At 46.3% G+C, this 23,161-nt stretch carries 30 protein-coding genes; 22 read left to right on the top strand and 8 right to left on the bottom strand.

The window, feature by feature from the left end; genetic code table 11:
* The first annotated feature begins 134 nt into the window (after positions 1-134).
* The 8 genes from rluD (at position 135) to EDC16_RS00565 (ending at position 6,989) form a co-directional block, all read left to right on the top strand.
* Entirely contained in the window at positions 135-1,112 is a 978-nt protein-coding gene (gene rluD / locus EDC16_RS00600) for a 23S rRNA pseudouridine(1911/1915/1917) synthase RluD (protein WP_132964340.1), read from the top strand.
* Positions 1,112-1,855, top strand: coding sequence for a peptidoglycan editing factor PgeF (pgeF, locus tag EDC16_RS00595; RefSeq protein ID WP_132964338.1), 744 nt, complete (start codon positions 1,112-1,114; stop codon positions 1,853-1,855). The genes rluD and pgeF overlap by 1 nt, the downstream gene beginning before the upstream one ends.
* 98 nt (positions 1,856-1,953) lie before the next feature.
* A complete protein-coding gene (locus EDC16_RS00590) occupies positions 1,954-2,616 on the top strand; it encodes a Bax inhibitor-1 family protein (RefSeq protein ID WP_132964336.1) in 663 nt (220 codons plus the stop codon).
* A gap of 323 nt (positions 2,617-2,939) precedes the next feature.
* Positions 2,940-3,266: a TusE/DsrC/DsvC family sulfur relay protein gene (locus tag EDC16_RS00585; RefSeq protein ID WP_132964334.1), complete on the top strand. Its 327-nt coding sequence runs from the start codon at positions 2,940-2,942 to the stop codon at positions 3,264-3,266.
* Between the two features lie 170 nt (positions 3,267-3,436).
* Positions 3,437-4,282, top strand: a complete 846-nt coding sequence (locus tag EDC16_RS00580; RefSeq protein WP_416069073.1) for a metal ABC transporter substrate-binding protein — start codon at positions 3,437-3,439, stop codon at positions 4,280-4,282.
* On the top strand, positions 4,283-5,236 hold the full coding sequence (locus EDC16_RS00575; protein ID WP_132964330.1) for an ATP-binding cassette domain-containing protein: 954 nt from the start codon (positions 4,283-4,285) through the stop codon (positions 5,234-5,236).
* 3 nt (positions 5,237-5,239) lie between these two features.
* A complete protein-coding gene (locus EDC16_RS00570) occupies positions 5,240-6,121 on the top strand; it encodes a metal ABC transporter permease (protein WP_132964328.1) in 882 nt (293 codons plus the stop codon).
* Positions 6,122-6,125: 4 nt separating this feature from the next.
* Complete coding sequence (locus EDC16_RS00565; protein WP_269778484.1) at positions 6,126-6,989, top strand: metal ABC transporter permease; 864 nt, start codon at positions 6,126-6,128, stop codon at positions 6,987-6,989.
* Here EDC16_RS00565 and EDC16_RS00560 read toward each other — a convergent pair.
* Entirely contained in the window at positions 6,982-7,251 is a 270-nt protein-coding gene (locus EDC16_RS00560) for an acylphosphatase (protein WP_132964767.1), read from the bottom strand. The two genes, EDC16_RS00565 and EDC16_RS00560, sit on opposite strands and share 8 nt — an antisense overlap.
* A gap of 152 nt (positions 7,252-7,403) precedes the next feature.
* Here EDC16_RS00560 and EDC16_RS00555 point away from each other — a divergent pair, with 152 nt between their 5' ends.
* The 4 genes from EDC16_RS00555 (at position 7,404) to yccS (ending at position 11,294) form a co-directional block, all read left to right on the top strand.
* The gene (locus tag EDC16_RS00555) at positions 7,404-8,060 is read left to right on the top strand and encodes a curli polymerization inhibitor CsgI-related protein (RefSeq protein WP_132964324.1); all 657 of its coding nucleotides are present in this window, start codon (positions 7,404-7,406) and stop codon (positions 8,058-8,060) included.
* A gap of 123 nt (positions 8,061-8,183) precedes the next feature.
* Entirely contained in the window at positions 8,184-8,642 is a 459-nt protein-coding gene (locus tag EDC16_RS00550; protein WP_132964322.1) for a methylglyoxal synthase, read from the top strand.
* 7 nt (positions 8,643-8,649) lie between these two features.
* Complete coding sequence (locus EDC16_RS00545) at positions 8,650-9,102, top strand: YccF domain-containing protein (RefSeq protein ID WP_132964320.1); 453 nt, start codon at positions 8,650-8,652, stop codon at positions 9,100-9,102.
* Positions 9,103-9,128: 26 nt separating this feature from the next.
* Entirely contained in the window at positions 9,129-11,294 is a 2,166-nt protein-coding gene (gene yccS, locus EDC16_RS00540) for a YccS family putative transporter (RefSeq protein ID WP_132964318.1), read from the top strand.
* Between the two features lie 8 nt (positions 11,295-11,302).
* Here the strand turns inward: yccS and EDC16_RS00535 are convergent, their stop codons facing one another.
* On the bottom strand, positions 11,303-11,866 hold the full coding sequence (locus EDC16_RS00535) for a TorD/DmsD family molecular chaperone (protein ID WP_132964316.1): 564 nt from the start codon (positions 11,864-11,866) through the stop codon (positions 11,303-11,305).
* 81 nt (positions 11,867-11,947) lie between these two features.
* Here EDC16_RS00535 and nfo point away from each other — a divergent pair, with 81 nt between their 5' ends.
* The 3 genes from nfo (at position 11,948) to gloA2 (ending at position 13,919) form a co-directional block, all read left to right on the top strand.
* Positions 11,948-12,790 carry a deoxyribonuclease IV gene (gene nfo, locus EDC16_RS00530; RefSeq protein ID WP_132964314.1) on the top strand — a complete coding sequence of 281 codons (843 nt, stop codon included), beginning with the start codon at positions 11,948-11,950 and terminating at the stop codon, positions 12,788-12,790.
* Positions 12,791-12,986: 196 nt separating this feature from the next.
* On the top strand, positions 12,987-13,493 hold the full coding sequence (locus tag EDC16_RS00525; protein WP_132964765.1) for an NlpC/P60 family protein: 507 nt from the start codon (positions 12,987-12,989) through the stop codon (positions 13,491-13,493).
* 18 nt (positions 13,494-13,511) lie between these two features.
* Entirely contained in the window at positions 13,512-13,919 is a 408-nt protein-coding gene (gene gloA2, locus EDC16_RS00520; RefSeq protein WP_132964312.1) for an SMU1112c/YaeR family gloxylase I-like metalloprotein, read from the top strand.
* A gap of 45 nt (positions 13,920-13,964) precedes the next feature.
* On the opposite strand, the gene ycfP is transcribed toward gloA2, so the two are convergent.
* The 3 genes from ycfP to nfsA all read right to left on the bottom strand — a co-directional run bounded on the left by ycfP (position 13,965) and on the right by nfsA (position 16,248).
* A complete protein-coding gene (ycfP, locus tag EDC16_RS00515) occupies positions 13,965-14,507 on the bottom strand; it encodes an alpha/beta hydrolase YcfP (RefSeq protein ID WP_132964310.1) in 543 nt (180 codons plus the stop codon).
* 87 nt (positions 14,508-14,594) lie between these two features.
* On the bottom strand, positions 14,595-15,506 hold the full coding sequence (locus EDC16_RS00510; protein WP_132964308.1) for a RimK family alpha-L-glutamate ligase: 912 nt from the start codon (positions 15,504-15,506) through the stop codon (positions 14,595-14,597).
* Between the two features lie 16 nt (positions 15,507-15,522).
* Positions 15,523-16,248, bottom strand: coding sequence for an oxygen-insensitive NADPH nitroreductase (gene nfsA, locus EDC16_RS00505; protein ID WP_132964306.1), 726 nt, complete (start codon positions 16,246-16,248; stop codon positions 15,523-15,525).
* 138 nt (positions 16,249-16,386) lie between these two features.
* Between nfsA and EDC16_RS00500 the strand changes: the two genes are divergently transcribed.
* Entirely contained in the window at positions 16,387-16,650 is a 264-nt protein-coding gene (locus tag EDC16_RS00500) for a GrxA family glutaredoxin (protein WP_132964304.1), read from the top strand.
* 91 nt (positions 16,651-16,741) lie between these two features.
* Positions 16,742-17,077 carry a zinc ribbon domain-containing protein YjdM gene (locus tag EDC16_RS00495; protein WP_132964302.1) on the top strand — a complete coding sequence of 112 codons (336 nt, stop codon included), beginning with the start codon at positions 16,742-16,744 and terminating at the stop codon, positions 17,075-17,077.
* A gap of 87 nt (positions 17,078-17,164) precedes the next feature.
* On the opposite strand, the gene rimI is transcribed toward EDC16_RS00495, so the two are convergent.
* Together rimI and EDC16_RS00485 are read right to left on the bottom strand one after the other, a co-directional pair.
* Positions 17,165-17,608, bottom strand: coding sequence for a ribosomal protein S18-alanine N-acetyltransferase (gene rimI, locus EDC16_RS00490; protein ID WP_132964300.1), 444 nt, complete (start codon positions 17,606-17,608; stop codon positions 17,165-17,167).
* Entirely contained in the window at positions 17,605-18,069 is a 465-nt protein-coding gene (locus EDC16_RS00485) for a DNA polymerase III subunit psi (RefSeq protein WP_132964299.1), read from the bottom strand. Before EDC16_RS00485 ends, rimI begins: the two co-directional genes overlap by 4 nt.
* 109 nt (positions 18,070-18,178) lie before the next feature.
* On the opposite strand from EDC16_RS00485, the gene rsmC reads away from it, so the two are divergent.
* The 5 genes from rsmC to EDC16_RS00460 all read left to right on the top strand — a co-directional run bounded on the left by rsmC (position 18,179) and on the right by EDC16_RS00460 (position 21,796).
* A complete protein-coding gene (rsmC, locus tag EDC16_RS00480; protein WP_132964297.1) occupies positions 18,179-19,177 on the top strand; it encodes a 16S rRNA (guanine(1207)-N(2))-methyltransferase RsmC in 999 nt (332 codons plus the stop codon).
* A 64-nt stretch (positions 19,178-19,241) separates the two neighbouring features.
* Complete coding sequence (gene udk / locus EDC16_RS00475; RefSeq protein WP_132964295.1) at positions 19,242-19,904, top strand: uridine kinase; 663 nt, start codon at positions 19,242-19,244, stop codon at positions 19,902-19,904.
* A gap of 12 nt (positions 19,905-19,916) precedes the next feature.
* On the top strand, positions 19,917-20,498 hold the full coding sequence (gene dcd, locus EDC16_RS00470; RefSeq protein WP_132964293.1) for a dCTP deaminase: 582 nt from the start codon (positions 19,917-19,919) through the stop codon (positions 20,496-20,498).
* Between the two features lie 6 nt (positions 20,499-20,504).
* Positions 20,505-21,101, top strand: a complete 597-nt coding sequence (locus EDC16_RS00465) for an AsmA family protein (protein WP_132964291.1) — start codon at positions 20,505-20,507, stop codon at positions 21,099-21,101.
* Positions 21,071-21,796 carry a hypothetical protein gene (locus EDC16_RS00460; RefSeq protein WP_132964289.1) on the top strand — a complete coding sequence of 242 codons (726 nt, stop codon included), beginning with the start codon at positions 21,071-21,073 and terminating at the stop codon, positions 21,794-21,796. Before EDC16_RS00465 ends, EDC16_RS00460 begins: the two co-directional genes overlap by 31 nt.
* A 72-nt stretch (positions 21,797-21,868) precedes the next feature.
* Here the strand turns inward: EDC16_RS00460 and dctM are convergent, their stop codons facing one another.
* On the bottom strand, positions 21,869-23,152 hold the full coding sequence (gene dctM / locus EDC16_RS00455; protein WP_132964287.1) for a C4-dicarboxylate TRAP transporter large permease protein DctM: 1,284 nt from the start codon (positions 23,150-23,152) through the stop codon (positions 21,869-21,871).
* Positions 23,153-23,161 lie beyond the last annotated feature (9 nt).

The raw sequence follows: 23,161 nt of genomic DNA, 5'->3' as shown, positions 1-23,161 counted from the left end.
CACGCGTCAACGAATGTTTGGTTACTTCACGGTAAACTTCAGTTACAATGAACGTTATTATCTTGTTACGCCTTGTATTTTAACCATCCTTGGCAAATAAGCAAACTAGAATTCAGTGGATTTTATTTTTATTTATGACGAAACAATTACAATTAACGGCACAAATTCAGTTACATCAACTCGGTCAGCGTTTGGATCAAGCCTTGGCGGAATGCTTTCCCGACTATTCTCGTTCACGGATTAAAACGTGGATTGAGCAGGATTTGGTGCAGGTGAACGGTGCGGTAGTGAACAAACCGCGTGAAAAAGTATATGGCGATGAAGTGATTTTGATTGAAGTGGAAATCGAAGAGGAAAACCGTTTCGTTGCCCAACCGATTGCGCTCAATATTGTGTATGAAGACGATGATATTTTGGTGATCAACAAGCCGAAAGATTTTGTGGTACATCCGGGGGCTGGCAATCCGGATGGCACGGTGTTGAATGCGCTGTTGCATCATTATCCGCAAATTGCAGAAGTGCCGCGTGCCGGCATTGTGCACCGATTGGACAAAGATACCACCGGCTTGATGGTGGTGGCGAAAACCATTCCGGCGCAAACCCGTTTGGTGTATGCGTTGCAAAAACGTCGGATTACCCGCGAATATGAGGCGGTGGCATACGGCATTATGACCAAGGGCGGTACGATTAATCAGCCGATGTCACGCCATCCGACCAAACGCACCCATATGGCGGTGCACCCGATGGGCAAACCGGCGGTGACCCATTATCGGATAATGGAACGTTTCCGTAATTACACCCGTCTGCGGTTACGCTTGGAAACCGGGCGCACCCATCAGATTCGGGTGCATATGGCGCATATTGCCCATCCGTTGTTGGGTGATCAGGTGTACGGGGGGCGCCCGCGTCCGCCAAAAGGGGCGAGCGAGGAATTTTTAACGGTATTGCGTCATTTTCAGCGTCAAGCGCTGCATGCAGTGATGTTACGTTTAGAACACCCGATTAGCGGTGAGGTGATGGAATGGCACGCCCCGTTACCGGAGGATTTTGTGGAGCTGGTGGATGCGCTGAAACAGGATTATGAACTGCACAAAGACGAACTGGATTATTAATGGAATTTCTTAAACCCAACTGGAAGTTAGCGAATAATGTTCACGCACTCTCTACCTTACGTAGCGGAGGTGTGAGTGTTGCGCCCTATGCCAGTTTCAATTTGGGCGCACATGTCGGTGACAATCCAAGTGCGGTCGCAGCAAACCGCACTTTGTTGCTTGAAAAAGCACAACTGCCGCAACTGCCGTTGTATTTAAATCAAACCCACAGCACCACCGTATTACGTTTACCGACCACGGCAACCGCACTTGAGGCTGATGCGGTATATACCGATCAAACGGGGCAGGTTTGCCTTGTGATGACAGCCGATTGTTTGCCGGTGTTGTTTGCGACAGAAGACGGCAACGAAGTGGCTGCAGCACATGCCGGTTGGCGCGGCTTGTGTGATGGCATTTTAGAAAACACCGTGGCACAGTTTCATGCCAAGCCGTCGCAAATCGTGGTGTGGCTGGCACCGGCGATCAGTCAATCGGCATTTCGAGTCGGTGGCGAGGTGCGGTCGGCATTTATCCAGCACGATCCACAAGCGGCATTGGCATTCGAAGCGGATTTGACGATGCCTGACAAATATTTTGCCGATCTGTATCTATTGGCACGTCAGCGCTTGAAAAAATGCGGAATTCACCTTATTTATGGTGGTGAATGTTGTACGTTCAGCCAAAAAGAGCGGTTTTTTTCCTATCGGCGCGACGGTGTGACCGGACGGATGGCAAGCTTGATTTGGTTTGAGGAAAACAACTGAATTTAGATTTGACTTTTTTTGCTATAGCCCTTATGGTTAGGGTGTTTTAACAATTTATTTACCACTATTTTGCTCTGTATTCTTAAGGGAGAAACGCAATGCAACAACGTCTTGTGACCGATGTACGTCGTTCCGAACAATCGGTATTGGCAACCAATAAAGTATTACGCAACACCTACTTTTTATTAGCGCTCACCGTTACTTTTTCTGCGGTGGTGGCTTATATTTCCATGGCAATGAACTTGCCGTATCCGGGGTTGATTGTGTTACTGGTCGGCTTTTACGGTTTGCTGTTTTTGACCCATAAATTGGCGGATAGCCCACTGGGTATTCTTTCTGCTTTCGCCTTCACCGGCTTTTTAGGTTATACCATCGGACCGATCCTAAATATGTATGTTGGTGCAGGGATGGGCGACGTGGTTGTGCTGGCATTAGGCGGCACTGCAGCGGTGTTCTTTGCCTGTTCGGCTTATGTGTTGACCACTAAAAAAGACATGTCATTCCTGAGCGGCATGATGTTTGCGCTGTTTATCGTGCTGGTTGTCGGTGTCATCGCCAATATCTTCCTGCAAATTCCAGGATTGCATTTAGCCATCAGTGCCTTATTCGTGGTGTTTTCAACCGGAGCGATTTTGTATGAAACCAGCAATATCGTACACGGCGGCGAAACCAACTATATCCGCGCCACCATCGGCATTTATGTCTCGTTGTATAACTTGTTTATCAGCCTGCTGAGTTTGATTGGCGCTTCGCGTGATTAATCATTAATTTAAAAAATGAGGCGGATATATAATCCGCCACAGATTATTGACAAAGATATTTGATGCGGCAAAGTAGGGGCGGATTGCATCCGCCCGTTTGCGAAGTGCAGCATAAATACTTAATTAATAAAGGAAAAATGTAAAGTGCGGTTCGGGCGGATATATAATCCGCCCCCACTTTTACAATATTAATCGTGTATTTTAACCTTTGTCAGCAATCTAAGGCGGATGATATATCCGCCTGTTTTCAAAGATCTAGACAATTAGATTGATTTGTTTCTTATGCCCCTGAATAGGGGCATAATTGTATCCGGAGAAAATGAATGGATATTTACGACGAACAGATTAAACGGGATAAAGACGGCTATTTGCTTGACAGTGCACAGTGGAGTCCCATGGTTGCAGAATGGCTGGCGCAAAAGGAGCAAATCGAGCTGAGTGAGGCACACTGGGAAGTGATTCATTTTGTGCGCGCATTTTACCAAGAGTATAAAACTTCGCCAGCGATCCGCATGTTGGTCAAGGCAATGGCAGATAAACTGGGAGCAGACAAAGGCAACAGTCGCTATTTGCAGCGCTTGTTTCCCGACGGGCCGGCAAAACAAGCAACTAAGTTAGCAGGGTTGCCGAAGCCGGCAAAATGTTTGTAGTGTTATCCGACAAAATTGTGTAAATATCTTAAATGCAAATGATTCTCATAAGTAAAGTTGATATAGTTTAGGGCAGGCAAAATAGTTTGCCTAAAAACGTTTATCAAACAGGGAGAAATAAAATGAAAATAGCATTAAAAAGTGTAGTTTCCGCGCTAGTGTTCGGCGGGATGATAAGCTTTTCCGCTGTGGCGGCTGAAAAACCGTTTAAAGTGCTGACCACCTTTACCGTGATTCAGGATATTGCACAAAATGTTGCCGGTGATGCGGCGATAGTGGAGTCGGTGACCAAACCCGGAGCCGAAATTCATGATTATCAAGTGACACCGAAAGATGTGATTAAAGCACAAGAGGCCGATTTACTGCTATGGAACGGCATGAATCTGGAGCGTTGGTTTGAGCGCTTTTTTGAAAATATGCAGGACAAACCAGCGGTATTGGTGACGGAAGGGATTGAACCGATTGCGATCAGCGAAGGGGCTTATCAGGGCGCACCGAATCCGCACGCTTGGATGTCGCCGAACAATGCGTTGCTGTATGTGGAAAATGTTCGCAAAGCATTGGTAAAATATGATCCGAAAAATACTGAGGTGTATAATCGAAATGCCGCCGCTTATGCTCAAAAAATCAAAGCCTTAGATGCGCCGCTGCGAGAGAAAATTGCACAAATTCCGGTAGAACAGCGCTGGTTGGTCACCTCAGAAGGGGCGTTCAGCTATTTGGCGAAGGATTATGCTTTTAAAGAACTGTATCTATGGCCGATCAATGCTGAACAACAAGGTTCGCCACAGCAAGTGAGAGCGGTGATTGATCAAGTGAGAGCCAATAAAATCCCGGTTGTTTTTAGCGAAAGTACGGTGTCGGATCGTCCAAGTAAACAGGTAGCGAAAGAAACCGGTGCAAAATACGGTGGCGTGTTGTATGTTGATTCATTGTCACAAGCCGATGGTGCTGTACCAACTTATCTGGATTTATTGCAAGTCACTGTTTCAACTATTGTTAAAGGATTCGAATAAATGATAACCCCGCAAAGTACCTGTCATGCTGAACTGTCGCCGTTGTTAGAGGTGAAGGAGGTTGGTGTGCGTTATAACAACGGACATACCGCACTTTACGATGTCTCTTTCACATTATATGGCGGCACGACTTGTGCTTTGGTCGGGGTGAATGGCAGCGGTAAATCAACCCTGTTTAAAAGTTTGATGGGATTGGTGAAACCGCTGCAAGGTACAATTACCCTTCATGGATTGCCGGTCAAGAAAGCCTTAAAGCAGAATCTGGTGGCTTATGTGCCACAGGCGGAAGAGGTGGACTGGCAGTTTCCGATCTCGGTGTATGATGTGGTGATGACAGGGCGTTATGGCTATATGAATTTTTTGCGAATTGCCTCACAGCAAGACCAGCAAAAAGTCGAACAGGCGATGGCGCGGGTGGATATCACCCACTTAAAAGATCGCCAAATCGGTGAACTGTCCGGCGGACAGAAAAAACGGGTGTTTCTGGCCCGGGCGTTGGCGCAAGAGAGTCGTATTATTTTGCTTGACGAACCTTTTACCGGGGTAGACGTCAAAACCGAAAATGCGATTGTGGCATTATTGGGGCAACTGCGTAGTGAAGGGCATTTGATTTTGGTTTCGACCCATAATTTAGGCAGTGTACCGCACTTTTGCGATCAGGTGGTGATGATCAATCGTACTGTGATTGCCGCCGGTACGACTGAAACCACATTCACGCAAAAGAATTTGAAATTGGCATTTGGTGGTGTATTGCGCTATTTGACTTTGGATGGAGAAGAGCTGCATGATGACCAAGACAACCGTACTTTAACGGTGTTGACGGATGATGAACGCCCGGTGATTTTCTATGGCGAAAAAGGCTCAGAATTGCCGCCGACCGCACCGCAAGCGCAACTACAATCCCAAAAACAAATCCAAGATCAAACACCAACTCAAGATAAAGCGGAACACTAAGCTATGTGGCAACTGTTACTCGAACCTTTTGCTTACGAATACATGACCAAAGCGATAGTGATCAGCGCCTTGGTTGGTGGGGTTTGTGCGTTTTTATCCGCCTATTTAATGTTGAAAGGCTGGTCGCTGATCGGCGATGCCCTGTCGCATGCGGTCGTGCCCGGCGTGGCGATTGCCTATGCGTTGGCATTGCCGTATGCCATCGGGGCATTTATTTCCGGATTACTGGCAGCACTAGCGATTTTATGGGTCAAGTCAATCACCAAACTACGCGAAGATGCGATCATCGGCTTTATATTTACGACATTTTTTGCGCTTGGGCTGTTTATTATTTCGCTGAATCCGACATCAGTGGACGTGCAATCGATTATTTTAGGCAACGTGCTGGGCATTGATGACAGAGATATGCTGCAAGTCGGGATTATTATTGCGGTTTGCGTGCTGTTCCTGCTGGTTTTCTGGAAAGATCTATTGTTAGTGTTTTTTGATGAAAGCCATGCGGTATCGGTTGGTATTTCGCCGATTCGCTTAAAAGTGCTCTTTTTTACCTTGCTGAGCGCCTGTGTCGTGGCAGCGTTGCAAACCGTGGGGGCGATTTTGGTGATTGCGATGGTGATTACTCCGGGCGCAACTGCCTATTTGCTCACAGATCGTTTCGGACGACTGGTGGTGATTGCCATCACCTTAGGCATTAGCACCAGTGCAGTCGGCGCATATTTAAGTTATTTTCTCGACGGTGCAACCGGCGGTGTGATTGTGTTTTTACAAACACTGCTGTTTTTAGCCGCATTCTTGTTTTCACCAAAATATGGGTTGTTGACGCAGAAATATCAGCAGCAGAAACAGCGTCGTCAAAAAGTGCCACAAGGAAAGCCACATGCTTGAAGCGATTTTTAACTGGTTTTATGAACCGTTTACGTTTGCTTTTATGCAGCAGGCGTTGTACACCGCACTTTTGGTATCGATTGTTTGTGCTTTACTCTCCTGCTATTTGGTATTAAAAGGTTGGTCGTTGATGGGTGATGCGATTTCTCATGCGGTACTACCGGGGATTGTCTTGGCGTATATTTTGGGCTTACCGCTGGCCATTGGGGCATTTGTGGCGGGTATTTTCTGTGCTTTATCAACCGGGTATCTGAAAGAAAACAGTCGCTTAAAAGAAGATACCGTAATGGGAATCGTCTTTTCCGGCATGTTTGCTTTCGGCTTGATCTTATTTGTGAAAGTAGAAACCGATCAACACTTGACCCATATTTTATTTGGTAATCTGTTGGGCGTGACGGCGCAGGAGTTCCGTACCACATTATGGATTTCGCTGATCAGTTTTTGTATCGTGTTTTTCAAGCGCAAAGATTTTTTGCTGTATTGTTTTGACCCGATACAGGCAAAAGTGGTGGGAATTTCAGTCAGAACCTTGCATTATCTGCTGCTGATTCTACTGGCGCTGACCATCATCAGCGCAATGCAGGTGGTCGGGGTGATTTTGGTGGTGGCACTGTTGATTGCGCCGGGGATCACCGCATTTTGTTTGAGCAAACGTTTTCAAACCATGCTGTGGATTGCGATCGGCGTGTCGATTTTCTCCACTTTGTTCGGGGTGATCCTCAGCTACCATCTGGATTCAGCCACCGGTCCAACCATTGTGCTAATGCAATCCGGCTGCTTCATCCTAGCGTTGCTGCTTGGGGCATGGCGCAATCGACGGCAAAAAATCAGCTTGGAGACTACTGATTTCAAACAGTCTATCAGCTGATGGCAAAGCTATCGAACCGTTTGTCGCCTTGATAGGCTTCGACCAACACTTTTTCAACCTGTGCCGAGCGTGGCCCTTGCTGCAACCAATCATAAAGTGCGGTCACTTGGTTTTCATCGCCGCTCGCAATCACCAGAACACTGCCGTCGGACAGATTGCGTACCGTGCCGTTTACGCCTAATTCTGTGGCTTTACGCCAAGTAAAATAACGAAAGCCGACACCTTGTACAACGCCATAAACATTAAATTGTTGTTGAATAATCATACTTGCCTCTCGAATTTAGATAAAAATCATAACTGACTATTTTATTTTATAATGTTTTCGCTTAGGATAGGCAAAACTATTTGGTTTTTGTGAGGCATCCGGCACTTGCTGCGATGTTGACTGATTTTTCTGATGATTGAGGAAGTAAAATGAAATTAACTCGTTTAGTGATTGGTGCGGCTGCGGTGTTGACCGGTTTAAGTGCGGTAGCGGCTGAAATTAGTACTTCATCTAACCTGACACTGTTGGCGATTGACGGACAAAAAGCCAGTGGCGGTTTATTAAAGCAAAATAAAAATGTCACTGTTTCCGATAATGAGGTTCACCAAGTGGTGGTACAGGTCAGCGAAATTATCCGCTCCGGCTCTGACCGTCGTTTATTTGAATCTTCTCCTATTGTCGTTAAATTTAATGCCGGCAGCGGTAATATTATGATCAATGCAGACAGTATCGGCGATGAAAACGGGGCAGAGAAGTTTGCTAAAAATCCGGTGATTAAAGTCAGCAGTAACGGTCAGACAATTGACAGTCAGCAAGAGGCACTTGCCCAAGAAGGTTTTTTCCCGGGTAGAAATTTAGCCGATGATTTATCTGCCTATAACAGCAGTGGTGCAAAAGCTGCCGTTGCCGGATTTGCTACCGCCAGTATGCCGGTTGCGATGGGCATGGCAAATGTGGGCAAAGCACAAAAAGGCAAAGTGACCGTACAAGGTGAAAATGTGGCGGAGCAACAGTTGCAATACTGGTTCCAACAAGCGGACAAAGAAACACAACAACGCTTCTTGAATTGGGCGAAAAAACAGTAAGCCGCTTAAATGAGAGATAAAAAAGTGAGCTTAGCTCGCTTTTTTACTTTCGTGTTTTATTGTTAAAAGTCGCGCCTCAAGTTTTTGCTAAAAGTTTCGTTTTGGAACTAGGGAGAGAAACCTATGCAAACTATTCCCCGCCATTTGCCACAAAACAAAAATGTTGCGTTGGTTGCGCATGATCACTGCAAACAAACGTTGGTTGAGTGGTGTATTAAAAACCGCACTTTGTTGGCACAACATAAATTATACGGCACCGGCACCACCGGTAACTTAATCGAGCAAAAGAGCGGTTTGCAGGTCAACAGCTTGCTGAGCGGCCCGATGGGCGGCGATCAGCAGCTTGGTGCGATGATTGCCGAAGGGCGAATCGAACTGTTGATTTTCTTTTGGGATCCCATGAATGCCGTGCCACATGATCCGGACGTGAAAGCATTGCTGCGTATTTCAACGGTGTGGAATATTCCCGTTGCGATGAATCCGGCAACCGCCGATTTTTTAATTAGCTCACCGCACTTTAATCAAGCGATAGCCATTGATATTCCGGACTATGCCGATTATTTAGCCCAGCGATTGAAATAGGCTCGCCATGAATTTAGCCCTGAATATTTTTAACTTTGTATTTTTCGGCTTTGCCACGGTCATCGGTTGGCTGTTTGCTACCATTGTCAGCGTATTGTTGATTGTCACCTTGCCCTACAGCCGCAGTTGCTGGGAAATCACCAAAATGTCATTAGCGCCGTTCGGTAATGAAATTGTGCATATCAAATATTTGCAACCGACCAGTGCGATCGGCAACGGGATCGGCAGTGTGCTGAATATTGTATGGTTCGTGTGTTTCGGCTGGTGGCTGTGTTTGCTGCATATTGTCACCGGCATTAGCCAATGTTTGACCATTATCGGTATTCCAAGCGGGATTGCGCATTTTAAACTGGCGGGGATAGCGCTGTTTCCGGTCGGGCAGCGAGTCGTACCGAGTGATGTGGCGCAAGCCGCAAAAGCAGAGCAGATTCGCCGCCAATTTGAAAATCGCAGTGAATAAATGACCACAGCGATAATGAGTCCAACGTGAACAAAATTCATTGGCTGAACAGTCATCTTATTGCGGTTATTCCGGTATTTATCGCGGTTAATTTGGCGGCGATGTTGGTCTATAGCCTCAATATTTCGGCGGTAGCGATGCCGTTCGTGTTGGGTATCATCGCGGCGGGGTTGGTCGATTTGGATCACGGCTTAAGCGGTAAAATCAAAAATATCCTAATCACAATTGTAGCGTTTACCATTTCTGCGTTTGGTGCGCAGATTTCGTTAAATAACCCACTGTATTTTGCCCTGATGATGACACTGTTCACTTTTGTGTTCACGATGATGGGCGCACTCGGACAGCGTTACAGCACCATTGCTTTCGGCACGTTGATTGTGGCGCTATATACCTCATTAACCTATCTGCCGCAAACCCAGTGGTACATCAATCCGGCGATGATTGTGTGTGGTACGTTGTTGTACAGCGTCTCTTCGGTGCTGACCTATCTGTTTTTTCCGCGCTATAAAGTTGATGAATATTTGGCGAATGCCTATTTGGCACTGGCGGATTATCTGGACGGCAAATCCAAATTTTTTGATCCCGACCAAGCGGAAAGTGCCGAGCAGCTGCAACTGGAGCTTTCCGGCTTGAACAGTCGAGTGATTGAGGCTTTCAATCTGTGTCGTCAATCACTGTTTTATCGTCTGGGCGGACAGCACCGCCACTCGAAAACCAGCCGACTGATTCGCTATTATTACGCCGCACAAGACATCCACGAGCGTGCCAGCTCTTCACATTTTGACTATCGCAAACTGATGAAAAAGCTGCAAAACAGCGATTTAATTTTTCGTATTCAACGTTTGTTAGAACTGCAAGCCGACGATTGCCGCGATATTGCACAGGCCATTTTGCAGCGTAAAGCTTACCAGCCGAAACAACGTTTACAACGTGCAGCAGCAGGGATTGACGCCTCTTTCAGTTATTTCATCGAACACTCGCCCAACAGTTCACAGCTTGAAAATTTAAGAACGGTAATCGGCAATTTAAAAAGTATTTTATGGCAGCTGCTGTTTTTAGGCAAAGAAAGCAACGAAATTCAAGATTCGTTCAGCCGCATTATCACCACCAAGCGTATTCGCGGTTTGCGTGAAATTGCTGCCGCCATCCACAGCCATTTAACCTTGCAATCGCCGCTGTTCCGCCATGCAGTACGATTGTCGTTAGTGGTGTTGGCATGTTGCATAATTGCCGACGCTTTAGCTTTGGAACGTGGTTATTGGGTGTTATTGACTGCGATTTTTGTGTGTCAGCCAAACTATTCAGCAACCAAAAAACGCCTGCGCGAACGGATTTTAGGCACCTTGGTCGGTGTGTTTCTCGGCTCGTTATTACCCTATTTTATGGCAACGTTAGAGGCTAAATTGGGGCTGTTGGTGATCACCAGTACGCTGTTTTTCTATTTCAAAAATAAAAATTACAGTTTCTCGACCTGCTTTATCACGATTCAGGTGCTGATTTGTTTTGATATCAGTGGCTTCGATATTTATGGTGCGATGTGGCCGCGAGTGATAGACACACTCATCGGGGCAGCGTTGGCGTGGTGGGCTGTGTCCTATTTATGGCCCGATTGGAAATACATGAAAATCGGCAAGATTATTCACCGCAGCATTCAAAATAACGCCCGCTATCTGCTGTATATTATGGCGCAGTTGCAATTTGGTGAAAAAAATCATGTCAATTATCGGATTGTGCGTTTGGCAGCGCATGAAAGTGCAGCAGAGCTGAACACGTTGATCGGCAATATGAACAGCGAACCACAAAAGTACCAACGTTATCTGAGCAATGGATTTCAGTTGCTCAAACAGAATTATTGTCTGCTGGGTTATATTTCTGCATTAGGGGCGTTTCGCCATTCGATGGGCAAACATGGCGATGATAAATATTTTTTGACCGCACTTTACCCGGCAGCCAGGGAATTTATTGCGATTTTACAACAGCTGGATCAGCTGCCACAGGCGCAATTCGACCAGAAAATGATGAGCATCTCCGAGCGATTGGCCGCTGAGACTGACGAACACTTCAGCAGTCCTAGCCAATTGCAGCAAGATCGAGTGTTGCGCCAACAACTCAATATGATGACGCAACTGTTGCCGGGGTTATATCAAACTGTGCATAAGCAGTTAAAATTAGAGCAGACCCTAAGGTTTTAATGGGCGATTTAAGCGGATTGCTCCTCTTCCAATTCATCCGCCATCGCTGCCAGCGCATCGCGACACAATTGTGCGGCGGCACGGTAAAAACCTTGATCGTGCGCTTCAACTTTGCCCAAAAATTTGCCTATCACCGGCAGTAAAAACTGTTCAAACAGTGTTTGTTGTGCGCTGAGTGAATCTGCATGATCTTCCAACCAAGAAGCGGTCAGCAGCAAATGCGCCACATGATCAGCATTGGCTAGCTCAGGCATAGCACGCAATTGGCGGAATTCAATAAATTGAGTAAGTTGATCGCTATATGCAGAAATCTTGCAGGAAACCGCACCATTTTCACCAAACAGTTGTTGGTATTCAGTCGTAAGTTGCGGCGGCGCAACCGCACTTTGCAGTTGTTGCAAGGCTTTTTCGCTTTGAATGTCGGTGTCTAGCGCCCAAAGTGCGGTCAGGCTGCCTTGTTGCAGCCAGTTGAAAATGGGTGCCAGCACGTCGTCTTGTGGTGCTCGGTAAAACAGATTGCCAAACAGGCGGCAAAGCATGGAAAAATCGTTAAGCGGGGTATTTGTCGTCATAAATTGTACCAATAGCTTTATACAGAGTTAAATTTCAGTACAATGCTACCACAAAAGCAGTTGGAAATAAGGAAACAAGCGATGAAATATATTGGTGCACATGTCAGTGCCAGCGGTGGAGTAGAAAATGCAGTGAGTAATGCACTGGCAATTGGGGCGAACGCATTTGCATTATTTACCAAAAATCAACGCCAGTGGGTGGCGAAACCGTTGAGTGAAAGCAGCATTAAGCAGTTTAAAATGGCGCTGCAACAGGCAGCGATCAATCCAAAACATATTTTGCCACACGACAGCTATCTGATTAATCTAGGGCATCCTCAGCCCGAAGCGTTGCAAAAATCACGCACCGCTTTTATCGACGAAATGCAGCGTTGTGAACAGTTGGGGTTGTCGCTGTTGAACTTTCACCCCGGCAGCCATTTGCGTCAAATTTCAGAGCAGGATTGCATTGCGATCATTGCTGAATCGATCAATATTGCCCAGCAACAAGTGCCGAATGTGGTGGCGGTGATTGAAAATACGGCGGGTCAAGGTTCGAATATCGGTTATCGTTTTGAACACTTGGCAGCGATTATCGAACAAGTGGCAGACAAAAGCCGAGTCGGGGTTTGTCTGGATACTTGCCATACTTTTTCTGCCGGATACGATATTTCCACACCGGCGGGTTGTGAGCAGGTATTTAATCAATTTGCTGACATTGTGGGTTTTCATTATTTGAAAGGCATGCACCTTAACGGCTCGAAAACCGCACTTGGCAGTCGGGTTGACCGCCATGATTGTCTGCGCGGCGGCACAATCGGCACCGCAGTTTTTGAATATATTATGCAGCACCCTGAATTTGATGATATGCCGCTGATTTTGGAAACTATTGAACCGGAAAATTGGGCAGATGAAATTCGTTGGTTGCGCAGTTTGGCAGCGTGATATTGAATAATAGCCTAGCGATCGCCCGATTTTTTGAATAATTTTTTGAAGTGCGTCAAAAAAATAGTGTAAACCAGAGGAAAAAACAATGTTTAACTGGATAAAAACAGCATCCTCCCGTAAAATTGGCACGTTTTTGTTTTCTCATTTTAACGTTTAAAACCATACTCTTTTTAATTTTTAAAACCATACTATGATGTTACGCAAAATACTTTTAATTTTAGCCATAGCCACGGTAACTGCCTGTAGTAATAGCGGATCACACATGAGTTCGAGTTCTCAAGCGCAAGAAGGACGAATTCGCACCAACTTGCCGGAAAATATCGGTAATGGGGTCACTTTGGATCAATTTGCTAAGTTGCATGATTTCTATAACAATTGGCAGGGCGTACGCTACCGTATGGGCGGCACCACCAAACAAGGCATAGATTGTTCTGCCTTTGTGCTGAATGCGTTTGATCGTGCCTTCGGTATGTCAATGCCACGCAGCACCGCTGAACAGCGCTATGTCGGCAGTAAAATTAATAAAAGCGAATTGGAATTCGGCGACTTGGTTTTTTTCCGTAATAACAACCATGTCGGAATTTATATTGGCGGTAATCAGTTTATCCATGCCAGCACCAGCCAAGGGGTAACTACCAGTTCTTTATCCGAAAATTACTGGGCGAGAAATTACACTCAGTCACGTCGCGTTATTCATTAAGCGTGTGCTTGGTTAAAAATGACAAGTGCGGTTGCAGCAACTCCGATTCTTGGTTTTCACCATGTTGCGATCATTGTGTCGGATTACTTGCGCTCTAAACGGTTTTATTGCGAGATCTTGGGCGCCCGTATTCTGGCAGAAACTTACCGTGCTGAACGACAAAGTTACAAATTGGATCTGGCATTTGCCGATGGCAGCCAGATTGAACTATTCTCTTTCCCCGAACCACCACCGCGTGTCAGTCAGCCGGAAGCTTGCGGCTTAAGACATTTGGCGTTTAAGGTCGAGAATATCCAAAGTGCGGTTAAATATTTAGCACAATATCAAATAGAATGTGAACCGATTCGCATCGATCCGCTAACCGGTAAGCAATTCACCTTCTTTCAAGATCCGGACGGCTTGCCGTTGGAGTTTTATTGTTTATAAGGCGGCAGCTATCCGCCTTTTGGCTAGGGTTTATTGATCTTACAGTTAATCTTGTTGCTTAAATTCGGCAATTCGTTGCAGATGTTGTGAGATTTTTTTGAATTTATGGCTCTCTTTGTCGTCCCAGACGATTTGATAGAACGGCGACAGGGTATCGGCGCTACGTTGTGAGTTTAGAATGCCATCTTCAGTCGAAAGAAAGACCAAACACTTACCTTTATTTTTTTCCCGGAAGTTGTTGACGCATTTGGTGGCGATGTCTTGGTACTCTTCCGGGCGATCGATTTTGCCGCTCATATTTTCATATGGGAACAGATTTGGATTGAAAATTGCTTGCTTGATGCCACACAGGAAACCGATACGTTCTGCCCAGTAGCCACCCAGCCCGACACCACAGATCAGTGGCGCCGGATCTTTGCTCTCGCTCACCAGTTTATGTACTTCATTTAACAAGTGCTGCATATCGTGGCGCGGGTGCAGCGTGCTGTAGTTGACGAAACGGACATCCGAATCGATAAACTTGAGCTGCATAATTTTTTCATGGTTGCCGGGGCTGGTGGAGTCGAAACCGTGCAGATAAATAATCATGTGTTGTTTCCTATAAAAGTTTGATCAGGTACGATAACCTTAAACAATTTATGTGTATCAGGCAACTAGATTCCCAATAAAATCATGTTAAATAAGATCCGTGTGTATCAATTTTTCCAAATAGATAATCATCTGTAGGGCAATATCGATTTTGCTGGTTTTTTCGATCAATTCCAAGCCCGGACTGGCGTTGACTTCTAAAATTAGCGGTCCTTGATTGGAGCGGATAATATCCACGCCGGCAACTTCCAAGCCTAAAATCTGTGCGGCTTTCAGCGCAATCGATTTTTCTTCCTCACTCAACGGAATCAACTGGGCTTGCCCGCCACGGTGGGCATTGGCGCGAAATTCACCGTTTTGTCCACTGCGCTGCATACTGGCGATAATTTTATCTCCGACCACAAAACAACGGATATCCGAGCCGTTGGCTTCACCGATAAAATCTTGCAATAACGAGGCAATATTGGCTTGTTTCAAGGTCTCTAAAATGCTGACCGCACTTTGCCTTTTCTCCGCCAGCATCACGCCGATGCCTTGTGAACCGGACAGCGTTTTCAAAATAGTCGGGGAACGAACTTGTTCGACTGCATACTTGGCATCAAATTCATTGCCACACAGCGCACTGGCAGGGACTGCGATATTTTGCTGCTGTAGCAGCATTAAGCTGTGCCATTTATCGCGCGCATTCAAAAATGCTTGCGAACCGTTTAAGCAAGGAATTTTCAAGGCTTCGAAATGGCGCAACAGCGCACAACCCATGGCAGTGCTGGCAGATCCGAAACGGGGGATCACAGCATCATAGTGGGGCAGTAAATAAGGAGTTTGGTCAAACCGTGCTTGGTAATAAATTTTGAACTGCCCGGGTTGGTTTTGATCCAGTTTCAGCAAACAGCGGTTCGGATCGATAATATCCAATGTGTGACCACAGGTTGTGGCGGCTTCCAGCAGCCGCCGGCAACTGTATAAGCGTGGCTCGCGGCAAAGCATTAACAATTTCATAAAATCGCCTTATATCTTATTTTTTGGCATAACCTTGCTGTTGCAAATAAGCCAACACGTGCGGTCGCACCGGCTTATTCAAACTTTTCATCACATTACGCGACCAATCCATCTCAATTTGGTTACGTTGCCAGTAGTAGTCCGCCACTTTTTGATCATACTGCTGTAAAATTTGCGGATTCAAACTGTGGTATTGATTTTCACTGACTAAAACCTCGAGCGGCAGACGCGGTTTTTGCGGGGGATCTTGTGCCGGATAGCCTAAGCACAGCCCAACCAACGGAATAACGTGCTGCGGCAAACCCAGTAATTCACCCACTTCGGCGATGTTGTTACGCAGTGCACCGATATACACACCGCCCAGCCCTAGCGATTCGGCGCTGAGCAGTAAATTTTGTGCCATAATGCCGCTGTCGACGCAGCCGATCATCAACACTTCAGTATAGTCGGTTTGTGCTTGTGGCAAAATTTGGTGATGGCGCTGAAAATCGATGCAAAACACCAGAAATTCCGCAGCATCCACAATATATTGTTGATCAGAAGCGCAGTGTTTCAGTTTTTCCCGCAATGCAGTATCGGTTATGCGAATAATTGACACACATTGCAAGTGGTTTGAGCTGGAGGCGGCGCGGGCGCATTCGAACAAGGTTTGCAGCGTTTCTGCCGCAATCGGCTGTGGGCTGAATTTGCGAATCGAACGATGCGAAAGTGCGGTTTGAATGGTTGAATTGATGGTGGCCATTGTTAACTCCTCGGTTATCAATAAGTGTTGATATATTACACTAATCAAAGCGATGCAGAAAAATCTTTTCTGATTCGGCGCTTGATCGGATAGAATAAAGTCGATCTCATTTCATTTACTATTATCAGGAGTAAAATTATGTTTACTGTTATTTTTGGCCGTCCGGGCTGTCCGTATTGTGTGCGAGCAAAAGAGTTGGCGGAAAAATTGCAAAATAGCCGCGACGATTTTGAATATCGTTATGTGGATATTATCGCTGAAGGCATCAGCAAAGCCGATTTATCTAAATCAGTCGGCAAAGAGGTACAAACCGTGCCGCAAATTTTCGTCGATGAAAAACCAATCGGCGGCTGCACCGATTTTGAAGCTTTTGTGAAAGAAAAATTCGGCGTTGTAGCATAAGCTTGACAACTAAAACCACAACGCTTTGTGTTTGCCGCACAAAGCGTTTTTTTATGCTATACTGCGCCCGAATTTTATAAGAGGAAAAATTATGGACCAAATGCCAAATTGCCCGAAATGTAACGGGGAATATGTTTATCACGATACCATTCATTTTGTGTGCCCAGACTGCGGCAACGAGTGGAGTGGCGAAGAAGTTGCACAAAGCAGCGATGAATTTATTGTTAAAGACAGCAACGGCAATCAGCTGCAAGACGGCGATTCGGTGATTTTAATCAAGGATCTGAAAGTCAAAGGCTCATCGTTGGTGCTGAAAAAAGGTAGCAAGGCAAAAAATATTCGGCTGGTCGATTCTGATCACAATGTTGATTGCAAAATTGACGGTGTCAGCTTGGCACTGAAATCGGAGTTTTTGAAGAAAGCCTAACCGCACTTTTGCTGGTTTCGACATCCATTTTATTTGAAAACCGTTGTTTTATCGAATAACGGTTTTTTTATGTGCTCAATAATAGCATTAAAGATAAAGTGCCATCACCAACGCATCTTCACGCTTGCCGTCGGTAGTCGGATAATAATTTTTCCGTTGTGTCACCAGATTAAACCCCAGTCGATCATACAATTTTTGTGCTGCCACATTGGATTGGCGCACTTCCAGCCAGAGCGTCAGCACCGCACGTTGGCGAAGTTCTGCAATCAGTTGTTGCAGTAGCTGTTCACCCAGGCGCTGTTGTTGATATGCCGGATCAATGGCAATATTGAACAATGTGGCTTCGTCCAATACGGTTTGGCAAATGGCGAAACCAATCAGTTGCTTGTCTTTTAGTAGTTTTAAATTCAGATAGCGCTCGCCCTGATTATTCAGCAATGTGCCTTTTGACCACGGTGTCAGGTGCGCCAGTTGTTCGATTTGATAGATGCGCTCGAAATCAGCAGGTTGCAGTGGCAGAATGTCAATCATCGTGCGTCGCCTTGTAGTTGAAATTGTTGCAGTTGCTGCCACAGTTGGCGTTTTGCCTGTGGACTTTGTTGCAAGATTTGCCAAAGTGCGGTAGTTATTTGTGGCATCGCTTGCAGCCTTGCTTGGGCGGAATCACTCAAATCCGGACTATTGCCGACAAACCACAGCGCAACAGGCTGCGAGAGTTTTAAGCGGGCAAGTTGTTCGTGGGTCAGCAGCACACATTGTTGCGCTTGAATGCCTAACGCACGGTAGACATCGGCTAAAAACCCGCTTGCGGTAGGTGGCGTGTCACTGATAATCAATAAACGAACAGATTCACCGAGCGTAATCGACGACGCACCTTGCAAGGCTTGTGGACGGCGAAGTGTCCATTGCTCAATGCCCATTTGTTGTAGCAATAGTGCGCGACGCTGCGGCATTGACGGTGCTTCAGAAAACGGCGCTTCGGAAAAAGACATAGCGATCCTCAATCATTTTTACCGATAATGGCAAAGAGAGATAAAAAAGCAGCTGAAAACATATTATAATAACCGACAATTTTAACCAATAACCTGCGGGATTTATAGTGTGATTTCAGTTGAAAGCCAAGTTTTACAGCGCCATTTGCCATTTTTTGCCGAGAAGTCGGTTTTGTTTGCCGGCAGTCTTAATGATGATTTTCCGGCTCGGTTAACCCACAGCCGCTCGGTGCAAGTGGTTAGCAGCTATTATGACTATGTGCGACGTATCCAAAGTGCGGTTGCGGCAGAGTTCAGTATCGAAACTACTCATTGTGCTGAAGTGATTGTCTATTATTGGGGCAAAAATAAACAAGAAAGCGCTTTTCAGCTGACGCAACTGCTGTCTTTGGCAGCGGTCGGGCAAGAGATGTTGGTGATCGGCGAAAACCGCAGCGGTGTGCGTTCGGTGGAAAAGATGTTACAGCCGCTGGGCAACATTCACAAAATTGATTCGGCGCGGCGTTGTGGCTTATACCATTTTCAATTACAAAATGTGCCGGAATTTAATCTGCAACGCTACTGGAAAAGCTATCAGCGTGCCGATTTCGCTGGGTTAACGCTTTACAGTCTGCCAGGCGTGTTCAGTGCCGCTGAGCTGGATATGGGAACCGCACTTTTACTGTCCAGCCTGAATCACAGCGTGCATGGGCGAGTACTGGATTTGGGGTGTGGTGTTGGGGTAATCGGTGCATATTTGAAGCAGCAAAATCCGGACATTGAGTTGGTGATGAGTGATATCCATGCCATGGCATTAGCCTCTGCCAACCGCACTTTGCAACAAAATGGCTTGGCGGGCGAAGTGGTTGCCAGCGATGTATTTTCTGATCTGCAAGGCAAATTTGATTTGATTATTTCTAATCCACCGTTTCATGACGGGGTTGACACCGCATACCGTGCGGCACAAGAGTTGATTGCACAGGCGAAGTGGTTTTTAACTCAGGGTGGTGAGTTGCGGATTGTGGCGAATGCGTTTTTGCCGTATCCGGATCTGCTTGATCGAGCCTTTGGTGAGCACCGGGTGCTGGCTAAGAACAATAAATTCAAAGTCTATTCGGTTTATGCCTGATTCGCTGAGTGTCTTTGCTCTAAAGTTTTGTTATAATTTATGAAATTTTTTAAAGGATTGCATTATGAACAGCACCTCAAACGCCACGACGCAGCAAACTCCGCTTATCATCGCCATTGCCGGTGCTTCAGCATCGGGCAAGAGTTTAATCGCCTCCACCATTCATAAAGAGCTGTGCGAAGAGGTCGGCGGCACCGATATCGGGATTATTTCGGAAGATTCTTACTATAAAGATCAAAGCCATCTGTCGTTTGAGCAGCGCATCGAAACCAACTATGATCACCCCAGTTCGATGGATCATGACTTGTTGGTGTCACATTTGCAGCAACTGAAGCGTGGAGAGACGATTCAAGTGCCGGAATACAGCTATGTAGAGCACACTCGCACCGCTAACAGTCGTGAATTCAAACCGCGTCGGGTGATTATTTTGGAAGGGATTTTACTGTTGACTGATGAGCGGTTACGCAATGAATTAAACGCTTCAATTTTTGTTGACGCACCATTGGATATCTGTTTTATCCGCCGCTTGCAACGTGATATGCAGGAGCGTGGGCGTAGTTTGGAATCGGTCGTTTCGCAGTATCGTAAAACTGTGCGCCCGATGTTTTTACAGTTTATTCAGCCATCAAAACAATTCGCTGATATTATTGTGCCGCGCGGAGGAAAAAACCGGATTGCAATCAATATTTTAAAAGCGCAAATTTTACAAATGCTGAAGCAGAAATAGAGAGAGTAGCCGATGAGACTATGTGATCATGATATCGAACGTTATTTAGATCAGGGCATTATTGCCCTTGAGCCACGCCCGGAAAATGACAAAATCAATGGCGCAACGGTGGATGTGTGTTTGGGCAATTCATTTCGGGTTTTCCGTGAATACAGCGCCCCCTATATTGATTTAAGCGGGCCGAAAGAAGAAGTGAGTGCCCAGCTGGATCGCGTGATGAGCGATGAAATTTTGCTGAAAGATGATGAAGCCTTTTTTCTGCATCCGGGCGTTCTGGCATTGGCGACCACTTATGAGTCGGTCAAGTTGCCTGCCAATGTGATCGGTTGGTTGGACGGACGTTCGTCGTTGGCACGTTTGGGGTTGATGGTGCATGTAACCGCACACCGAATTGATCCGGGTTGGGAGGGCAAAATTGTATTGGAATTTTTTAACTCCGGCAAATTGCCATTGGCATTGCGTCCTAAGATGACTATTGGCGCGCTGAGCTTCGAAGTGTTGAGTGGCGACGCAGCTAGGCCGTACAACAGCCGCAGCAACGCCAAATATAAAAACCAGCAAGGTGCGGTTGCCAGCCGTATTAACGAGGATTAGTTGCCGATGTGGAACAAGCGAGTGTTATATCCTGCAATTGTGGGTGTTGTGGCACTTGCTGTGTTTTTTTTATATCAGCTTCATCAATTGCAAGATCGATTCAAAATCCGGTTACCCCAAGTGCTGCCCGGACTACAGATCGCTGATGCCCGTTTCGCCTATTTCCCGTCTCCAACCCTTGTGTTGTCGCAACTTGATTATCAAGCGCCCGGCTGGAATTTCTCCGCACAGCAGGCCATTGCTCGTTTTAGTTGGTTTTCGTTATTTAGTTTATCACCACATATTAAACAGATTGAGTTGTACGGTGGAACCATTGCACCGTTAAATCTGAATATTGTTTCTCTCACCTTGGATCATATTGATCAATCCTATAACCTCGCCGAGCTGAGCCTGACTGCAGAGAGTGTAGAAAACAACCGTTTACACTTAACCGCACTGGCACAACGCTTTGCCAATGGCGTGGCGCTGCACCAGCTGCAATTGAATGTTGAGATGGCGCAAGGCTATTTTTTGAATAACCGCGACATCACCCTGAGCGCAGAAAAACTGTCGTTATCACAGCAACAAAAGCAGTGGCAAATGTGCTGCAACAGGGCTTGTTGAATCAGTTGCCGCTTGAAAGTGCGGTATTGCATTACACACCGAATAATATTGCAGATAATCATGAATCCAAACCGCACTTTGCCCTGCAATTGCAGCAAAATGGCGGTGTGTTAGCGATTAACGGTCAGCAACAGGCGCAGGGCAATTTTTTAGCGCTACGAGGCAAACAATTATCGCTGTCGCCACTGTTGGAGTTTTTGCAACTACCGGTGTTGCTTAGCGGGGTCAGTGATTTCTCGGGTAGTGCGCGGTTTAATGATGGCGTTTTAACCAACGGTGATTTAACGTTGAATATCAGCCAAGCTGAATTAAACGGTTTGAACCTATTGGATCTCATCAGTCAATATTTTCCGATTCGACAAGGGGCAAAAAAATACGCCGATCGTGTGGCAACCCCGTTTGAGCAGGCCAGTGCCGCGTTAAGCTGGAACCAAGAAGTCTTGAACCTGAATAAGCTGTCGGCACAAGGCAAAGATCTCAATTTGAGTGGCAGCGGTGAAATGAGTTTAACCGATTTCAACTGCCGTTTTGAATTAAGATTGTCGCCAAATATCGTTGGCTATTCGCAATATCAACTGCCGGTCAGGCTGTTCGGTCCTTGTCGTTCACCGCAATATCAGGTGAGTGTTGATAAACGATTAGAAAATCAATTAAAAAACTTACTGCGTGAAAAATTACGCGAACGCAGCGAATAAAAAACCGCACTTTATGCCGGATTCACTTTCAAAGCATAAAGTGCGGTTGTTGTTTGTGGCTACACGTTTTGGCTACATTGCACCGATCCAGTTTGGCAATGCCAATGAGATGGTCGGAATGTAGGTAACGGCAATCAGGAAGCCGAGCATCAGCAATAACCATGGACTGGCCGCTTTAATGACTTGCGGTAAGCTCAAGCCGGTGATTGCCGAGGAGACAAACAGGTTGAGCCCGACCGGTGGCGTGATCATGCCGATTTCCATATTCACTACCATGATAATTCCCAAATGAATCGGGTCAATGCCTAATTGCATGGCAATAGGGAACAGAATCGGTACTAGAATAAGAATAATCGCTGATGGTTCCATAAAAGCACCGGCAACCAACAGAATAATATTCACCACGATCAGGAATTGCCACGGTTGCAGTTCCATTGCGACAACTAACGAGGTCAAGTGCTGTGGAATCTGTTCGGTGGTCAACACATGGGCGAACAACATGGCGTTGGCGATGATAAACATCAGCATGATGCTCAGCTTACCCGCTTCCAACAACACTTTAGGACACTCTTTCAGCTTGATGTCTTTATAGACAAACACGGCGACAAAGAATGAATAAACAGCGGCAACGGCGGCAGCTTCTGTCGGTGTGAAGGCGCCACTGTAAATCCCGCCTAAAATAATCACCATCAGAATTAAGCCCCACAGCGCTTTGCGAGCAGCGGCAAACCACTCTTTGACCGACGCTCTTGGCAATGCGGGCAGATTCTTGATGCGGGCAACGATGTAAATGGCGATCATCAAGACACCGCCAAGCAGTAGCCCTGGCACAACACCAGCCATAAACAGGCGCCCGACCGAGCTTTCGGTGGCAGCAGCATAAACTACCATCACGATTGATGGTGGGATCAGAATCCCTAAGGTTCCGGCATTACAGATAATCCCGGTGCCGAATTCAATCGGATAACCGGAACGCACCATGCCGGCAATTGCAATCGAGCCTACAGCCGCCACGGTTGCCGGGCTAGACCCAGAGAGTGCGGCAAACAACATACAGGCCAGCACCGATGCAATCGCCAAGCCACCACGAATATGTCCGACAGTAGCATTGGCAAAGTCGATGAGACGACGAGCAACGCCACCGGTGGTCATAAACGCACCTGCTAACAGGAAAAACGGAATGGCGAGCAAGGTGTAGTGTTCGGAGGTTTCGAATAATTTGATTGCAACCGAGCTGATTGAGTCTTGGCTGAACAAAATAATAATCAATGAGCCGGACAGACCCAGTGCCACGGCAATCGGCACGCCTATCAACATCAGTGTAAACAGGCAAATAAACAGAAATACGACTGTCATAACGGCTCC

The sequence above is a fragment of the Testudinibacter aquarius genome (assembly GCF_004342725.1).
Classification (GTDB): Bacteria; Pseudomonadota; Gammaproteobacteria; order Enterobacterales; family Pasteurellaceae; genus Chelonobacter; species Chelonobacter aquarius.
Note: the sequence above shows the minus strand (reverse complement) of the source record. Positions and strands in the feature narration are given on the sequence as shown.

What these genes read in the sequence shown, in the direction of transcription:
- rluD (WP_132964340.1), top strand. Translation starts at nt 135, where the DNA reads ATGACGAAACAATTACAATTAACGGCACAAATTCAGTTACATCAACTC.
- pgeF (WP_132964338.1), top strand. Translation starts at nt 1,112, where the DNA reads ATGGAATTTCTTAAACCCAACTGGAAGTTAGCGAATAATGTTCACGCA.
- EDC16_RS00590 (WP_132964336.1), top strand. Translation starts at nt 1,954, where the DNA reads ATGCAACAACGTCTTGTGACCGATGTACGTCGTTCCGAACAATCGGTA.
- EDC16_RS00585 (WP_132964334.1), top strand. Translation starts at nt 2,940, where the DNA reads ATGGATATTTACGACGAACAGATTAAACGGGATAAAGACGGCTATTTG.
- EDC16_RS00580 (WP_416069073.1), top strand. Translation starts at nt 3,437, where the DNA reads ATGATAAGCTTTTCCGCTGTGGCGGCTGAAAAACCGTTTAAAGTGCTG.
- EDC16_RS00575 (WP_132964330.1), top strand. Translation starts at nt 4,283, where the DNA reads ATGATAACCCCGCAAAGTACCTGTCATGCTGAACTGTCGCCGTTGTTA.
- EDC16_RS00570 (WP_132964328.1), top strand. Translation starts at nt 5,240, where the DNA reads ATGTGGCAACTGTTACTCGAACCTTTTGCTTACGAATACATGACCAAA.
- EDC16_RS00555 (WP_132964324.1), top strand. Translation starts at nt 7,404, where the DNA reads ATGAAATTAACTCGTTTAGTGATTGGTGCGGCTGCGGTGTTGACCGGT.
- EDC16_RS00550 (WP_132964322.1), top strand. Translation starts at nt 8,184, where the DNA reads ATGCAAACTATTCCCCGCCATTTGCCACAAAACAAAAATGTTGCGTTG.
- EDC16_RS00545 (WP_132964320.1), top strand. Translation starts at nt 8,650, where the DNA reads ATGAATTTAGCCCTGAATATTTTTAACTTTGTATTTTTCGGCTTTGCC.
- EDC16_RS00535 (WP_132964316.1), bottom strand. Translation starts at nt 11,866, where the DNA reads ATGACGACAAATACCCCGCTTAACGATTTTTCCATGCTTTGCCGCCTG.
- nfo (WP_132964314.1), top strand. Translation starts at nt 11,948, where the DNA reads ATGAAATATATTGGTGCACATGTCAGTGCCAGCGGTGGAGTAGAAAAT.
- EDC16_RS00525 (WP_132964765.1), top strand. Translation starts at nt 12,987, where the DNA reads ATGTTACGCAAAATACTTTTAATTTTAGCCATAGCCACGGTAACTGCC.
- gloA2 (WP_132964312.1), top strand. Translation starts at nt 13,512, where the DNA reads ATGACAAGTGCGGTTGCAGCAACTCCGATTCTTGGTTTTCACCATGTT.
- ycfP (WP_132964310.1), bottom strand. Translation starts at nt 14,507, where the DNA reads ATGATTATTTATCTGCACGGTTTCGACTCCACCAGCCCCGGCAACCAT.
- EDC16_RS00510 (WP_132964308.1), bottom strand. Translation starts at nt 15,506, where the DNA reads ATGAAATTGTTAATGCTTTGCCGCGAGCCACGCTTATACAGTTGCCGG.
- nfsA (WP_132964306.1), bottom strand. Translation starts at nt 16,248, where the DNA reads ATGGCCACCATCAATTCAACCATTCAAACCGCACTTTCGCATCGTTCG.
- EDC16_RS00500 (WP_132964304.1), top strand. Translation starts at nt 16,387, where the DNA reads ATGTTTACTGTTATTTTTGGCCGTCCGGGCTGTCCGTATTGTGTGCGA.
- EDC16_RS00495 (WP_132964302.1), top strand. Translation starts at nt 16,742, where the DNA reads ATGGACCAAATGCCAAATTGCCCGAAATGTAACGGGGAATATGTTTAT.
- rimI (WP_132964300.1), bottom strand. Translation starts at nt 17,608, where the DNA reads ATGATTGACATTCTGCCACTGCAACCTGCTGATTTCGAGCGCATCTAT.
- EDC16_RS00485 (WP_132964299.1), bottom strand. Translation starts at nt 18,069, where the DNA reads ATGTCTTTTTCCGAAGCGCCGTTTTCTGAAGCACCGTCAATGCCGCAG.
- udk (WP_132964295.1), top strand. Translation starts at nt 19,242, where the DNA reads ATGAACAGCACCTCAAACGCCACGACGCAGCAAACTCCGCTTATCATC.
- dcd (WP_132964293.1), top strand. Translation starts at nt 19,917, where the DNA reads ATGAGACTATGTGATCATGATATCGAACGTTATTTAGATCAGGGCATT.
- EDC16_RS00465 (WP_132964291.1), top strand. Translation starts at nt 20,505, where the DNA reads ATGTGGAACAAGCGAGTGTTATATCCTGCAATTGTGGGTGTTGTGGCA.
- dctM (WP_132964287.1), bottom strand. Translation starts at nt 23,152, where the DNA reads ATGACAGTCGTATTTCTGTTTATTTGCCTGTTTACACTGATGTTGATA.